General features: G+C 59.2%; 15 protein-coding genes and 1 pseudogene. 6 read left to right on the forward strand and 10 right to left on the reverse strand.

What is annotated here, in order from left to right; genetic code table 11:
- The coding region (locus ACM43_RS10550) for a hypothetical protein (RefSeq protein WP_271539944.1) at positions 1–193 on the forward strand (193 nt) is incomplete at its 5' end.
- A 35-nt stretch (positions 194–228) separates the two neighbouring features.
- On the opposite strand, the pseudogene ACM43_RS10555 reads toward ACM43_RS10550, so the two are convergent.
- The 10 genes and pseudogenes from ACM43_RS10555 to ACM43_RS10600 form a co-directional block, all read right to left on the reverse strand.
- Positions 229–680 (reverse strand): annotated as a pseudogene (locus tag ACM43_RS10555) (reverse transcriptase domain-containing protein); the annotation flags it as partial.
- Positions 681–1,014: 334 nt separating this feature from the next.
- Positions 1,015–1,353 carry an IS3 family transposase gene (locus ACM43_RS10560; protein ID WP_050996290.1) on the reverse strand — a complete coding sequence of 113 codons (339 nt, stop codon included), beginning with the start codon at positions 1,351–1,353 and terminating at the stop codon, positions 1,015–1,017.
- The gene (locus ACM43_RS10565; protein ID WP_050996289.1) at positions 1,353–1,580 is read right to left on the reverse strand and encodes a hypothetical protein; all 228 of its coding nucleotides are present in this window, start codon (positions 1,578–1,580) and stop codon (positions 1,353–1,355) included. Before ACM43_RS10565 ends, ACM43_RS10560 begins: the two co-directional genes overlap by 1 nt.
- 61 nt (positions 1,581–1,641) lie before the next feature.
- Positions 1,642–1,890, reverse strand: a complete 249-nt coding sequence (locus tag ACM43_RS38830; RefSeq protein WP_442869291.1) for a transposase — start codon at positions 1,888–1,890, stop codon at positions 1,642–1,644.
- A gap of 106 nt (positions 1,891–1,996) precedes the next feature.
- Positions 1,997–2,434, reverse strand: a complete 438-nt coding sequence (sctO, locus tag ACM43_RS10575) for a type III secretion system stalk subunit SctO (protein ID WP_081493103.1) — start codon at positions 2,432–2,434, stop codon at positions 1,997–1,999.
- A complete protein-coding gene (gene sctN / locus ACM43_RS10580) occupies positions 2,422–3,801 on the reverse strand; it encodes a type III secretion system ATPase SctN (protein WP_271539949.1) in 1,380 nt (459 codons plus the stop codon). The genes sctO and sctN overlap by 13 nt, the downstream gene beginning before the upstream one ends.
- On the reverse strand, positions 3,798–4,424 hold the full coding sequence (locus tag ACM43_RS10585; RefSeq protein ID WP_036031856.1) for a FliH/SctL family protein: 627 nt from the start codon (positions 4,422–4,424) through the stop codon (positions 3,798–3,800). Before ACM43_RS10585 ends, sctN begins: the two co-directional genes overlap by 4 nt.
- A complete protein-coding gene (locus tag ACM43_RS10590) occupies positions 4,403–5,128 on the reverse strand; it encodes a hypothetical protein (RefSeq protein WP_036031853.1) in 726 nt (241 codons plus the stop codon). The genes ACM43_RS10585 and ACM43_RS10590 overlap by 22 nt, the downstream gene beginning before the upstream one ends.
- Positions 5,125–5,877, reverse strand: a complete 753-nt coding sequence (gene sctJ, locus ACM43_RS10595) for a type III secretion system inner membrane ring lipoprotein SctJ (RefSeq protein ID WP_271539955.1) — start codon at positions 5,875–5,877, stop codon at positions 5,125–5,127. Before sctJ ends, ACM43_RS10590 begins: the two co-directional genes overlap by 4 nt.
- 30 nt (positions 5,878–5,907) lie before the next feature.
- Positions 5,908–6,339 carry an EscI/YscI/HrpB family type III secretion system inner rod protein gene (locus ACM43_RS10600; protein WP_081493102.1) on the reverse strand — a complete coding sequence of 144 codons (432 nt, stop codon included), beginning with the start codon at positions 6,337–6,339 and terminating at the stop codon, positions 5,908–5,910.
- A gap of 1,474 nt (positions 6,340–7,813) precedes the next feature.
- On the opposite strand from ACM43_RS10600, the gene ACM43_RS10605 reads away from it, so the two are divergent.
- The 5 genes from ACM43_RS10605 to ACM43_RS10625 all read left to right on the forward strand — a co-directional run bounded on the left by ACM43_RS10605 (position 7,814) and on the right by ACM43_RS10625 (position 13,061).
- Positions 7,814–8,335 carry a SycD/LcrH family type III secretion system chaperone gene (locus ACM43_RS10605; protein ID WP_157786088.1) on the forward strand — a complete coding sequence of 174 codons (522 nt, stop codon included), beginning with the start codon at positions 7,814–7,816 and terminating at the stop codon, positions 8,333–8,335.
- Positions 8,328–9,293 (forward strand): hypothetical protein, encoded by a 966-nt coding sequence (locus tag ACM43_RS10610; protein WP_157786087.1) that lies wholly within the window; start codon positions 8,328–8,330, stop codon positions 9,291–9,293. The genes ACM43_RS10605 and ACM43_RS10610 overlap by 8 nt, the downstream gene beginning before the upstream one ends.
- Before the next feature lie 247 nt (positions 9,294–9,540).
- Positions 9,541–10,260 (forward strand): hypothetical protein, encoded by a 720-nt coding sequence (locus ACM43_RS10615; protein ID WP_036031833.1) that lies wholly within the window; start codon positions 9,541–9,543, stop codon positions 10,258–10,260.
- A 45-nt stretch (positions 10,261–10,305) separates the two neighbouring features.
- Positions 10,306–10,848, forward strand: coding sequence for a hypothetical protein (locus ACM43_RS10620; RefSeq protein WP_036031830.1), 543 nt, complete (start codon positions 10,306–10,308; stop codon positions 10,846–10,848).
- Positions 10,845–13,061, forward strand: a complete 2,217-nt coding sequence (locus tag ACM43_RS10625; RefSeq protein ID WP_271539963.1) for a secretin N-terminal domain-containing protein — start codon at positions 10,845–10,847, stop codon at positions 13,059–13,061. Before ACM43_RS10620 ends, ACM43_RS10625 begins: the two co-directional genes overlap by 4 nt.
- Positions 13,062–13,457: the final 396 nt, after the last annotated feature.

Below are 13,457 nucleotides of genomic sequence, written 5' to 3' on the forward strand. Positions count from 1 at the left end.
CCGCTCTATCAGCCACAACTCTCTGAAACCGGAGCCGTCGCCTGATCAAAAGTGCGAAAGATTCTGGACAGTACCCATCAACTTGCGAGTGAACATCGTGAGAGTAACGCAGTTGCCGAAAGTCATCGCCGGTGTAAAGTTCATCGACGCAATCGAAGTCATTCCGCCGAACATTGAAAGCCACGCCGCCTGATCAGGCCGCGTCACCCAAAATCAGCCATAGCTCTCGATTTCGTCGAAGAAGCTCTTGATGTCGAGGTCGAGCACCCAATCGTGGCTCCAGCAGCGACGCCGAGCCACAGCCAGTGCATCATTGCTGATTTCCCTGGCCGATACTCATAGGAATCCATGTGGAACACGGGCTCCAGAATCGGTTCAAGATAACGCTTGACCACCATCTGGGCGATCCTGTCCGAGACCGTTGGTATTCCCAACGGTCGCGTGCTGCCAGCTCCGCCTTTCGGTATGTCAACGCGCCGCACCGGAGGCGGAACGTAGCTGCCCGAACTCATCCGATTCCAGATCCGATAGAGAGTCTTACTCAGATCTCGGTCGAAGTCTTCGATCGACTGCCCGTCAGCACCAGCTGCCCCTTGGTTAGCCTTCACTTGCTTATACGCCTCCCACCCAGGTTGCGGCGACGAGCCGCTTGGAGTCCTCCCTTCACATCGGAGCGACAGGTTCCTGTGTTCCTTGTCAAAGCCTGATCCGAGGTCACGCCACCTTCATGCCGGACGCCGGTTGGGCAGTCGGCAGGCTCCCCCCAACCCTTGCTCGCAGGATAGACATCCTGATCCCGGTTTCGACGTCGATAGAACACGTTACGACACGTCATCAGCAGTTTACTTACGTTCGTCTCCTCGGATCTCACCTGACGGAGTTTCCTCCGCCTTTTCCTCCAACGCGCTCACTACCAGGGCTCTTTACCCTCGCAGCTCAGAGCGGTTTGACGTCTACCCCTGCAGGCCGACTTCGGAGGGCCATCCTCCATCTCTGACAAAGCTTCGTCAGGATTCACGCCGACGCCTGACCTCCACAGCACACGATATCTTCATGTTTGAGGGACCGCCACAGCCGCTCGATGAAGACGTTGTCCATCCAACGACCGCGGCCATCCATGGAGATATTGATCCCTGCGCCCGCCAGCGCGTCCATCGTGTTCGACAACCGCCATGCCAAAACCGCACCGCTCGCCCAGTCGATGATGGCGACGAGATAAAGAAAGCCGCGGCCGATGGGCAGATACGTGATGTCGGCCGCCCAGACCTGGTTTGGCCGGTCGATAGTCATGTTGCGCAACAGAGAGGGATAGATCTTGTGGCCCGGCGCCGGCCTCGTCGTGTTCGGGCGCATCAGCCGCTAGCACGCGCTTGCGCCTGAAGCCCCTCAGCCTTCAGCATCGCGGTCATTCGCCGCGAGCTCAGGAACGGCCAGGCGGTGAACAACTCGTCGATCCGCCGCATCAGGGCAAGGTCGTTGTCGTTGGCCGGCCGTGGCGGCCGGTAGACCCCAGAGCGCGCGATGCCAAGCAACATGCATTGCCGGCGGATCGACAGCGGCATGTCGGCGCGATCGAGCATTCCTCGACACTCCGGCGTGCTCATCTTCCGGACCTCCGCGCTAAAAAATCGCGCTCGACTGTCAGTTGTCCAATCTTGGCGTGCAGCTTCTCGATCTCGCGTTCGCGCGCGTCCTCGCTCTCCCGCCCGGCACCTGCGTCAAAGGCCCGGGCTGCCTGGTCCAGCAGTGCTTCTTCCAGGCATAGATCTGGTTCGGGTGAACCTCATAGCGCTGGGCCAGATCGGCCACCGTCGCCTGCTCCCGCACCGCTTCCAGTGCGATCTTTGCCTTCAGTGCCGCGTCGATCTTGCGTCTCGTCTTCGTCGTCATCATGCCCTCCGTCCATCAAACGGAGCAGCCACTTCCAACTAAGCACATGGTCCCAAAATCGGGGTCCATTTCACCCTTTGACGGTCTGCTCCCTTAGATCCATAAATTAGAGATCCATCTCCTTCAGCGGCCCGGCTTTCAAGGGACGCACCAAATTGTCGCATTTCTCGAGCTCCCGATACGCCTTACGTGCGGCTTTGTAGGCTTCCTCACGCGCCTGCCAGGCTCGTTCGGTTTCCGACAGTGCCTCCTCAAGGCGCCGTTCGAGCAGCCCTTCCTGGTCGCGCAGTGAGATCATCTTCGCCTTCGCCTCTTCAAGATCGTTCAGCGCGACAGTTTTGCCGATCAGCAAATCGTATATCTCGCGTTCCAGACGAGGCCGGTCTTGCCGCCATGTGAGAAGGATTGTCAGTGCCGCTTCGATAGCCGCATTAGATTTCTCGATGGCTGACTGCCGCACTCGTAGAGTCTCGTCGGCCCGGCGGCGCCGCAATTTCCTCAACTCAAGCAATTGGTGTACGGCCTTGGGAGTTATGCCAGGCACGTGGCAAGCTCATGAAGCATTGCGTCGAAGCCAATTTGTTCATATCTCGGCTGTCGCAGGAAGGTGCGTATGTTCTCTATCTTGGCGATGGCGGCATCAGCGTGCGGATCGGCTCCTTCCTTGTACTCGCCGACCCGTATCAATAGTTCCACCTCTTGGTATTTAGCTAGTAACGCCCGCAGCTGACCTGCTAACTGCTCATGCCGCGACGACACGATAGCGCTCATGACACGGCTGACGCTTCCCAGAATATCGATAGCAGGAAAGTGGTTCGACATCGCCAAGGCGCGTGAGAGCACAATGTGGCCATCCAGGATAGAAAGGGTTTCATCGGCCAGGGGGTCGGTGACGTCATCGCCCTCGACAAGCACGGTGTAAAACGCGGTTATCGATCCACGCTCGTTGTTGCCGGCGCGTTCAACGAGCTGCGGCAAAGTTGCAAAGACGGAAGGCGGGAAACCACGCAGGGTGGCCGGTTCGCCGGCCGCCAAACCAATCTGCCTCTGGGCGCGCGCAAAGCGCGTAAGCGAATCCATTAGAAGCAGCACACGCTGTCCCCGATCTCGATACCATTCTGCGATCGCCGTCGCCACGTAGGCCGCCTTCACCCGTTCCATCGCGGAACGATCGGAGGTCGCAACGACAAGAACTGATCTCCGTCGCGCTTGTGAGCCGAGATCGTGTTCGATGAACTCCTTCACCTCTCGGCCACGCTCGCCAATCAGCGCTATCACTGTCACGTCAACCGCCGCGCTACGCACCAGCATCGACAGCAGCGTACTCTTGCCGCCGCCCGCCGCGGCAAAGATGCCCATGCGCTGTCCTTCCCCACACGTCAAAAGACCATCGATCGCCCGTATGCCGACTGGAAGAGCGCGATCAATTATGCGCCGGGTCAAGGGACCCGGTGCCTCGCTTTGGACTGGCACGCGGGCGTCCGGAAGCAGGGGCCCATGAGTGGATGTGTCGAGAGGGCGGCCCAGACCATCAAGCACCCGGCCAACCAGGTTCCAGCCCGCGGGCACTGTCAGAGGCTCTCCCATCGGGATCACCTCAGTGAGCGTAGAAAGCCCCCGTATTTCGCCAAGCGGGGTTAGAATGGCGACGTCCTGCTGGAAGCCGATGACTTCCGCGGACAATTCACAGCTGTTCTCGGGATTGCGGAGCGTGCACAGGTCGCCTATGCGGGCGCTAGGTGCCGTTGCACGGATGATTGTCCCGACGATTTGAAGGACTCGGCCGCGGACGCGCATTGCCGACGTCTGCGCCACCGCCGTGCGAGCAAGCTGGAACAAGCGATCGATGCCGTCGTGCGAAGAATGAATGGCCGTGACTGCCGTTGGCTGCTCAGGTGGCTCGGAATTCACGTTGCAGAGGCCTTTAGGCTGCTGCGCAGGCCGGCTTCGATCGCCGCTAACTGACTTTCGATCGTGGCGTCGACCAGTCCAGCATCGGTCTCAAGGATGCATCCGGCATCTTTGACGCGCTGATCAGCAACCAGTTCGACGACGGCGCGCGACGTCGCCGTCGAGAGCAGTTCGTTCAATTGTCTGCGAACCGTTTCGACATGCGCCGGTGCCACGCGTAAGCGGACGAGGGAGCTATGACCCGTGAATTTCAGGCTATTCAAGGCGATCTGCACCGCCGCATCATCCGGCGCGATGGTATCGATTAGCCGGCGTGCGATCTGCAGGCCCATGTCGACAATCCGCTCTTGATTCTCCTCCATGATCCGCAGAGACGCCAAGGCGATCGCGGTCAAACGTTGTTCGATGGTTGCTTGCGCCGCCGTCAGCGCGGCTTCCTTGGCTGCCATCTCGATCATCCCGGCGGTTTCGCGCGCCCCATCCACGAGCCCGTCCGCATCGCGTCGCGCCTGAGCAAGCAATTGCTCCGCGTCCACGATCTTCTGGGCGTCTTCTGCCGGCAGGACTCGCCCCGGCCCGAGGATGCAGACCTTGCCAGACGTCAGTTGAACCAATGAGACCATGTTGGCATCTTTTTGCGAGCCAGGCGCCGCATCGCACGAAAGGCATCTTCGCCGGTACTGTCGTCACGGCAGGCGTCCGCCACCACCATCCAGATCGCTGCAGGTCGGCGCAATCGTAGTCGGGCGCGCAGCCCATGCGGGATCGCGCCTATCGCAAGGCCGAACATCGCCGCACCGCGGTGGCGGAATGCACTAGGCGCAGCCAGCATGTCGGAAGCGCTGACCGCGGACATCAGTTCGGCGGTCGGTCGCGGTAGCAGTGCGGCATGCGAAACGAATGCCAAGGCCTCTTCTCCGAGAACGTCGCGTGCCGCCAGAACATCGGCGGTCCGCAGAAGGCCGATAAGGCTGGACGCGCCGGTCCAGGCTCCAGCGAGGCAGATAAGGCGTGCAGCGTCCGGCCTCGGCAGGAATGCGAGCCGGGTTCGCGGTGCCTTGCCGGCCGAAATAATCGCGGACGCTTCACCACCTTGGCCGCGAAGCAGCCAACGTCCAAGCTTGACCCGAATAAACGGGTCGGACCGAGCAAGGTCCAGAGGCATCCATTTGGGCCAGTCGGTCGCTATTGTCTCATCGAAATCGGCCGCAGGATCGGCGATGCAGCGCATCATCGCTCCCGCCCACGGCGTATCAAGCCATTCATCCAGGATTGTTGCTGAGCTCGTTGCGAGCATAGTCGGGTTGTTCGCTTCGCCGAAGTTCATGACGCTGCTATACCGTTCCTGTAGCTAAAGCGCCGCCTCCATATGAGACAGACGAGCACTGCATTGCAGATCAGCGATGCCCCCATGCCGCCGACGAGGCCGATCAAGACGTGCGATGGATCACTACGTTCTGACGCCCCGGCAGTCACTTCCGTTCGACGCAACGTGGTATTGTCCTCATTTGCCTCAACAAGGGCCACTGAGACCCGATCGTAGGACAGGCCCTTCAAGCTATTTGCGACTAGCTCCTTGATCTTTGGCACGACCTGATCGATCGGAGCACCGGGCTTGTAACGGACGAGCACGGCGGCAGTTGGCGAGGGGGGGGGACTACGATCGTCACTCGCGTTTTCCGGCAAGACCGCGTGCACCCGGGCATTAAGCACGCCGTCGATACTGGACAGAGTCTGCGAAAGCTCCTGCGTGACACCATAAATGTAGCGCACACGCTCTTCTGTGTCCGATGAGATCATCCGGTCCTTCTTGAAGAGAGTGCCGAGATCGGCGAAATGATCGCGAGGCCACCCGGCACTGTCCAACACAGCCATGGCACGTGGCACGTCCTCTGTTGGCACCACGAGCGAGGTAGTGCCGCCGGTGCCTGTGATCCGTTCCGCGGGGATTCCTTGCCGCATAAGCAATGCAAGCATTTCGTTGGCCTCGCGCGCTGACAGGTTGCGATAGAGCTCGATCTTCGATCCGCACCCGACCAGGGTGAATAGCATCAGAAGTGTTACCGCCAGCTTCAATACAGACTCCACGCGCCGCATCATCGTGGCTCATTGGCCGCTCAGGAAAGTCTCGAGAGTGTGGGTCGCCTTCCCAACCACCTTGGTCACGATGTCGTATTGCAGGCTCATAGCTGACAGCTGGACCTGCGCATCGAGCCACTCAGCCGAGCGGATGCTCCCAGCGCTCATGCCTTCGGCGGCCCTGCGCACGCCTTCCATGGATTGCGCAAAGCCGAGGCTCAGTGTTTCCATGCCACTGAGGATATCATTGGATAGCCGAGGGACAAAAGGCCCCCCTCCCTCCTCCGGCCCGCCTCCAGCCATGATCAGCGGTTCGTCCGCTCGCTGCGATGGCACAGGCGGCTCGAGTGCCGCTCGAAACGCCTCGACGGATTCAGCCGATACTTTCGATGTGGCTGGCATCTCCATCAACAAAAAGGCTGGCCCTGTTTGCGGAAGGATACTACCTACGCTGCTCATTAACTGTCCTTTCCTGTGGTATCGGCTGGCACGGCCTGGCCAAGGCTATGAGGAGCCCATCAAGGCCTGGCTCTCCGCTCGGCAGGCGCTTGAGCACAGTATCGCGTTGGCTTAGGCGTCCATTAAGACCAAGCGCCAGGGCCTGAAATGCCATCCCATATGCATCATTTGCTTTGGCAAGAGGATCGAGACGTTTCAGCGCTGCTGGAATATCGCCTGCCGTCAGATCTGTGACCGCATAGGCAATGACACACTCCCGACTGCCCGGCGCAATGATGTCAAGCCCCTTCGCAATCCGCCTCGCCCTCACAACGTCGTTCGTGACACAAGCCAAGAATGCCGCCTCCGTGAGACGTCGCAGGAGGCGGGAGCGGCTGTCGGGTGTCGCACAAGTCGACAACCAAAACATACATACCGAATCCCTGCTCCTAACCGAGTCATGTGTCGTTTGCTGAGCATCCATGTCACATCCCGCTACCGACCTCGGCCGAGCAAACATCGTGCCAAGCCCAGAAAAGGGTGCGCGCTAGCAACACTGTGCCGGCCAAGCACTCATCTCGGCACCACATCCAATGCCGCTGGACCACGCCGGTAAGCACCCGAGAAGATCGTCTGCCGAACGGCATTGCCCGCTGCAAGCACTCCCGCCGCCCGCCGCTCGGTCCGCCACGAAAGTGTAAGCTCGGCGTTTCGTCCAAGGCGGCTGCAGAACCTAATCCGCCGCCAATGCGATCCGCATCCTTACTTGTTTAAGGCGGAAGATGCTTGCGGCCTGGCGACAATCTCTTCGAACGATCCGCTTAACGCAACGACACGTGCTTCTCAGTCAGCGCTGCCGTCTGGGGCGCTCGCACAGAGGCGCACCGACCCATCACGGGCTGCTATGCCTTCATAGCGATCAAGTATTTTGCGCCGTGCGCCGCCTCTGGTAGTGACGTGCAAAGGTGTTGATCCAACCGGCACGCAGAGGAATGCCAGTAGGCCAGTTGCGGGAAAGTTCTCGTCGTGAGGAGGAGGGGCATTCTGGCGGGCACACCTTATCGTCGGCAGACGATGCCTGTCGGTGGACTTGAGTGGCCGTTCCTGAGCGCAGGTCGTTGCCCTTGAGCGGGGCTGATGGTGCAAGCGGCTTCGAACCCTGCTGGCGTTACGGTGCACTGGCAAGGAGATCGTCTGGGAGGGTCCATGAACCTCGATGATACGATGGAGGCCGCGCGACAGACCATTGCACAGATGGATAGTCTCTTGACGCGGGCTCGCGAGCAGCTCGGCCGCTGCGCCTGCCCTTTCGGCGACAGCGCTATGAGTGCCGCTTCAATTCCTGCACTTGTCGACGGACAGGATGAAGCGTTTCAAAGGGCATATGCGGACGAGCTGGCGGCGCTCAGTCACATCCTGCCAGATCCAAAATCTATGTCGCATGTTCCAAGCACCAAGCCGTCTCCCAAGCCGTCTCCACGGAGAGGGTGACCTGATGAGGACGGCGGAGGACAATGACCCGTTGAATGGTGGTGATGCGACAGACAGCGAACGGCTGGCACGGCTCGCCATCAACTTCGTGGCAGGGCGCGCTGACCTAGCTAGCGTCATTGGGATCACGGACGATGAGCTTGAGGCCCTATATGTATTTGGCCATCGCTACTATTCTTGCGGCAAGTACGAAGACGCGCGAAATTTCTTTCGCTTCTTGTGCCTACACCGGCACACCGACGCACGATTCTGGTTTGGTCTGGCTGCTAGTAGTCAGATGCTTGGGAACCCAGAGAACGCCATGCAGGCCTATCGGTTGGCCGGGCTCCTGGATACTGACGATCCGCAGATCCCGCTTCGTGCTGCGGAATGTTTCATCAAACTCGATGATCCCACAGCGGCCATAACCGCACTCGAGAATGCCTTGACGCTGAGTGTCGGAAGGCCCGAACACAAGACTTTGGCCGGGCGCGGGCTGATGATGCTTAACCGCCTCAAATCCCAAGTAGGGTCTAGCCATGGATAGAGTGAACATGAGGGCTTTGGCGAGCAAAGCCCTCCCCGAAGCCGGGGCGCCACCATTCAGTGCCTGCCTCCCCGGTCTTTCGGGCAATGCCCGCAAGACCGACGCCAGCCTGTTGCCGCAATCAGTTTACGGAGGGGCTGTCGTGTCAGGTTCGATTCCAAGCTTACCAGCACCACGTGCGTTCGATGCAATTGATCTCCTTACCACGTTTCTGACTCTGAAGACCAAGATGACAGATGAACTGGTCGCTGCCGGAATAGAGGACGCGCGACACCGGGGAGAGCAGCTAAGGCAGTTGCACGAGAAGACATCTAAAAGCATCATTGAAGCGGCAAAAAGATCGGCAGAAGCAAAGAAGAGCTCCGGCATCATGAAATTCTTCGGGTGGCTAGCGGTCGGATTCACGGTCCTGGCTGCGGTTGCCACCGGCGGAGCTCTTGCAGTCACGGCGGCGGCAGTGAGCGTTGGAGTAGCGACCCTCGTCGAGACAGGGGTCATCGATAAGATGACCGCGGCAATTGTGAAGAGTCTCGAGAAAGACGGCATCGAGGAGCGCAAAGCCAAACGCTTGGGCGCGGTCATCGCGATTGGCATCATATTCGCTATCTCGGTGCTAACGGTCAGCGCTAGCTTTGCTAATCCAGCTGGAGGTGGATTGAGTATCTCTCGGATAGGCCAGGGACTTTCGACCGCGGCTCAAGTCGGCGGGGCCGTGGCATCGATGGGTGCGGCCCTCGCCGGTATCGCCAATGGCATCCAGCAAAAGGAGGCCACAGACGCCCAGGCGCAGACGTTGGACATTAGCAAGTGCATTGCAAGACTGAGATCGCTCCAAAGCGATGAAATGGACTTCATCAAGCAGCTGCTTTGCGACAGGACGATGACCACGCAGAGGGTTGCCGACGCCATTGGGAGGCAGAGTGATTCCAACGCCAACCTCGTAAGGCACTTCGCCTAACAGACTGCGTGGGACCACTTGTCGAACTTTAAGGAATGTAGCGATGGTATTTGCTATCCAACGTGAAACGACAGTTGGTGGGTACGATCGGTTGGATGCAGCCGCGCATGAACAACTTCCGTCGGTGCCAATCTCTGCTACAGTCCGCGGCAGAAACGTGCCAGAAGGCGAGAGCCTACGCCCTCTTGCGGATCTCGTTAAGGCACGGGGTTGGGGATCAGCTGACGTACCGTATCTCGCGGAAGTTGTGATCCACGAGAAGCTTTCCAACGTCCAGGTCAAGCTGAAGGACTTTGTTACGGAGAACGACGTATCAGCAGTCGCCGCGCTTATCGTTCGGCTCAATGCGGAGTTCCGCAAGGCGGCGAGGTCGGACCGGTCGGCCGCGCTTAACGTCGAGATCGCTGCGCAAGAAGCTGCTGCCAAGGCGCTTCGCAATTCAGGACTATGCCAGTTGTTTGGTGCAATAGCTACCTCTGTCGGCGCGATATTAGGTGCCGGCGTGAACCTCAAGGGCGCTCGACAGACTCAAGCGCGCTTCGACGAGCTGTACAAACCCAAGATCCAGACGCCGCTCCCGAAGTCTAGTGCGGTGACACCAACCCCGAACAGCGCTTCAGGTCAAGCGCAGCGCGCGCCGGATAGCACGACGGACCCCCTTGAGTTTACGCGCGTTGTCCAGGCACAGACAGCAGCCCAGCAGGCGGCGATGAGATGGAATGCCATGGGCACAATCGCGACAGAAGCCTTTAAGCTTCCAGGAGCCGGCCTGAACATGGGCGCGACGCACTATCAGGAGGAGAAGGCGAAGCTGGAGGCGGACAGCACCAAGGCGCGGGCGCAGTTGGAGAACGAGAGTGAATTCATGGCAAGCTATGAGGCGGCGATTCAGGACTTTCTGGGCAAGCTTGCGGAAATTCGCCGTGCCGATACCGAGGCGAGAAGCAAGATCGTCTCTATGGCTTGAGTGTATTGTTCGGCGAAAAACGTCTGAGTGTGAGCATGTCTTAAGATGATCAAGGCGATATCTGGATACCAGCCCTATGCGTGGGCCAACAGCGCAGGAAATGTTCTCCCGGGAGGCCTGTCTTTGGCTTCGATCATGACGCTGGTTCTGATGGAACGGCATGACATTTACCAGACTCAAGCCCGATCTCAAATGGACGACATGCAGGCGCGCAACAATTTGCTGAAAGATATGAATAAGGCACTGGCTACGCTGCGCACCAATCGACCTACCGATGAAAAGACGAAGAAAGACTTCGGCAGCTTCGTCGATTGGCAAGGCAAGACTCAGGATGTGGTTGACTGGATGCAGGCAAACGGTATCGCCATCGAGACGGAGAAGTCAGACAAGAAAGGTGTGCAGTCGCAGTTCGATGCGGCCATCAACAACCTTAAGGCGGCGATTGACAGCGCCAACAGCGAAGGGCAGATGGCGTTGATTTTTCTGGAAGGGCTGCTTGATAAGCTCAATCAGGTTGCTGTACTGATGTCCAACCTCCTTTCGAAGGATCAAAAGATGAAGGAGGTGATCATTGGCAACTCTCGTTGAGAGACGACAAGAAATTCGTAGTACCGAACGGTGGCAATCATCCCAGTTCTGCCCACCTGTTCTCACAAGTTGCAATGAATGCAAGTGCCGCGGTAGATAAAAAAATTGAATGGATGCGCATTCGCACCGGGAACGCCGCGTCCTCAATGTCTAGTAAGACCGTGCTGACGTTCCTTTGTCTACTGCTTACGCGATGTGCCGGCTCCGACCGGATCGCTGAACGCGGCGTTTGGCTGGCGTCGCCAAGCGTCGGCTCGCATGCGCCAGAGCCCTCCTTCTCAGCGAAGACACTGCAAGCACGTAGCTTTGAGTTGCTGGCACAGCCGCCGACCCGGCCAACCACCGCCCCGGTGGAGCGGCGGCTGCCGGTCACCGCTGATAGCACTCGCGTGAGCCTCGACTATGCCAATGCCGATATTCGGCAAGTTGTGAATGACGTCGTAGGCGACATTATGAGTATGCCTGTCATCATCGACCCAGGCGTTGGGGGAAAAATGACACTTCGGACCTCGGGCAACGTCCCCGTGAGTGACGTGCCGCGATTACTCGACCAAGCGCTAGCACCATACGGCTACGGACTAGCCGTGGTTGACCGCGGAGTTCGGGTGGGGCGCTTGGTCGATCTCGACGGCGGAGTACGACGCGATGTTCAAGTGATCCCCGTGCGCTATGTCGAACCAGCTGATGTCATCAAGGTGATCCGACCAAACGTCGAGGAGAGCGTGCGTCTGACACCCGCGCCGGGAGAACAAGGTATTGCCGTCAGTGGGCCACCCGACTCGGTGAATTCCGTGCGCGAACTCATCGGTTTACTTGACAGCGATGCTATGGCTCACAAATCGTTTGCGCTGTATACGCTGGCTCATGCGAGTCCGGCCGCCCTAGAGCGAGAACTCAGTTTCTTGTTCAACAAGAATGACCAGGGCAGAGTGCGCGTTCGGCTTGCGCCGCTCGAGCGGCTGAACGGCATTCTTGTGGTAGCGGACGACCCTGTGCTGCTTCAGCAAGTTCGTCGGGCCATCGCGAAGTTGGATAAGACGTCGGAGGCGGCGGCAAACGTTCACGTGCGTCCCCTTCGTTACCGAAGGGCTACGGAAGTGGCGCAGGTGTTAGCACGAATCTTTGGCGCTCAACCGCCCAGTGCCGTATCTCGCGCGCAGCCCGCGGGAGAGTTTGGGAAGTTGTCAATCGGAAGCGCATCCGATCGATCGAGTGTGCCCCTAAACGTTCCCGGCCTGTCGGACGAAAGATCGGATGCGGCCGCGTCAGCATCCCAAGCAAAGGACGATGCGGCGGCCCCCACAGTCAGTCTTGGCCTGTCGGCGCCGGTCCGGATCCAGGCAGACCCCAGCCAAAATGCACTTGTGATCTTAGCAACCCCGACCGACGCCAAAACCATCGAAGCCGCAGTTCATCGGCTTGACGTCAAGCCGCGGCAGGTCCTGATTCAGGTCATTGTCGCAGAGGTGCGGTTGAGCGATCATTTGCGATACGGTGTCGACTATCTTCTTTCCTCGCCGGATTTGGGTGGCGTTCCACAAGGTGGTTTGTCCTATGTGTTCCCAAATAGGGATGTCAACGTTGTGCTACGCGCGCTAAGCGGCCTCGGGGACGTCAAGGTCGTATCGGCGCCACGTATTCTGACAGTTGACAACCAAACCGCGACAATGGAAGTGGGCGATCAGGTTCCGGTCCTCGCGCGATCCTCACAATCCACGCTAAGCCAGAGTTCATCGATCGTGAGCGACGTCGAACTGCGCGACACGGGTGTCATTTTGGCCGTAACACCTCGCATCGGCGCCGGGGGTAGCGTGACGCTCGACATCTTTCAGGAGGTCAGTACGGCGAACAAGAACACACTGACCAACGTCCAATCCCCCGTGATTTCGGTACGTCGCCTCCAGAGCACTGTATCGACACCAAGCGGTGATACGATCGCGATCGGCGGTTTGATGCAGGATAGCACCAACCGGATGGTTTCCGGTGCTGCCGTGCTGAAGGACATTCCGTTGTTGGGACCTCTATTCGGCAGCGCAGAGCATGCCAAGGACCGAACCGAGCTCTTGGTATTACTGAATCCTCGTGTAGTTGAGAGTGGCGCCGATGCGCGGGCTGTGACTGAGGAGCTGGGCGATAAGTTCGAAACGCTAGCGCCCGATCTCGGCCGGCACCTGACGCCCCGACGTGAGCGTGTTCTCAGTCCACGGCTTTGACGCTTGGGCGCAGTACGCGCAGGGCAGAAACTGTACGGATCGACATCGTTAAGCTTTCATCAAGCTTTAATGTCTTGACCAGGGACGCGCGACGACGATCCAGTAGTTCAGACCCACCGCCGGATCCGGCAAGCAGCGCGTTTATTGAGGGGGATGTCCCGATCGGTGTTGAAATGAGTGTTGCGCGGCCCTCGTCGAGTGCTGCTGGAGCTCGCGGGAAAGCCCGCCACGTCCACTCCCAAGCCTCGCAAGGCTGCGGCGCGATCGGCGGACTCGTCAAACCTCTCGGTCAGTGGACAAGGTGCTGTTGGAACTCGCGTGAAAGCCCCGCGGCGCCGCCAGACGGCGCTCTCCGCCTCCGCATAATCTGAGGCCTGCCTTCCTGCCTGGATGGCA

This window comes from Bradyrhizobium sp. CCBAU 45321, assembly GCF_028128975.1.
Lineage (GTDB): Bacteria > Pseudomonadota > Alphaproteobacteria > Rhizobiales > Xanthobacteraceae > Bradyrhizobium > Bradyrhizobium yuanmingense.

Bases quoted from the DNA above. Each gene is read 5' to 3' on its own strand.
- ACM43_RS10560 (WP_050996290.1), bottom strand. From the start codon at position 1,353: ATGCGCCCGAACACGACGAGGCCGGCGCCGGGCCACAAGATCTATCCC.
- ACM43_RS10565 (WP_050996289.1), bottom strand. From the start codon at position 1,580: ATGCTCGATCGCGCCGACATGCCGCTGTCGATCCGCCGGCAATGCATG.
- ACM43_RS38830 (WP_442869291.1), bottom strand. From the start codon at position 1,890: ATGACGACGAAGACGAGACGCAAGATCGACGCGGCACTGAAGGCAAAG.
- ACM43_RS10585 (WP_036031856.1), bottom strand. From the start codon at position 4,424: ATGGTCTCATTGGTTCAACTGACGTCTGGCAAGGTCTGCATCCTCGGG.
- ACM43_RS10590 (WP_036031853.1), bottom strand. From the start codon at position 5,128: ATGAACTTCGGCGAAGCGAACAACCCGACTATGCTCGCAACGAGCTCA.
- ACM43_RS10600 (WP_081493102.1), bottom strand. From the start codon at position 6,339: ATGAGCAGCGTAGGTAGTATCCTTCCGCAAACAGGGCCAGCCTTTTTG.
- ACM43_RS10605 (WP_157786088.1), top strand. From the start codon at position 7,814: ATGAGGACGGCGGAGGACAATGACCCGTTGAATGGTGGTGATGCGACA.
- ACM43_RS10610 (WP_157786087.1), top strand. From the start codon at position 8,328: ATGGATAGAGTGAACATGAGGGCTTTGGCGAGCAAAGCCCTCCCCGAA.
- ACM43_RS10620 (WP_036031830.1), top strand. From the start codon at position 10,306: ATGATCAAGGCGATATCTGGATACCAGCCCTATGCGTGGGCCAACAGC.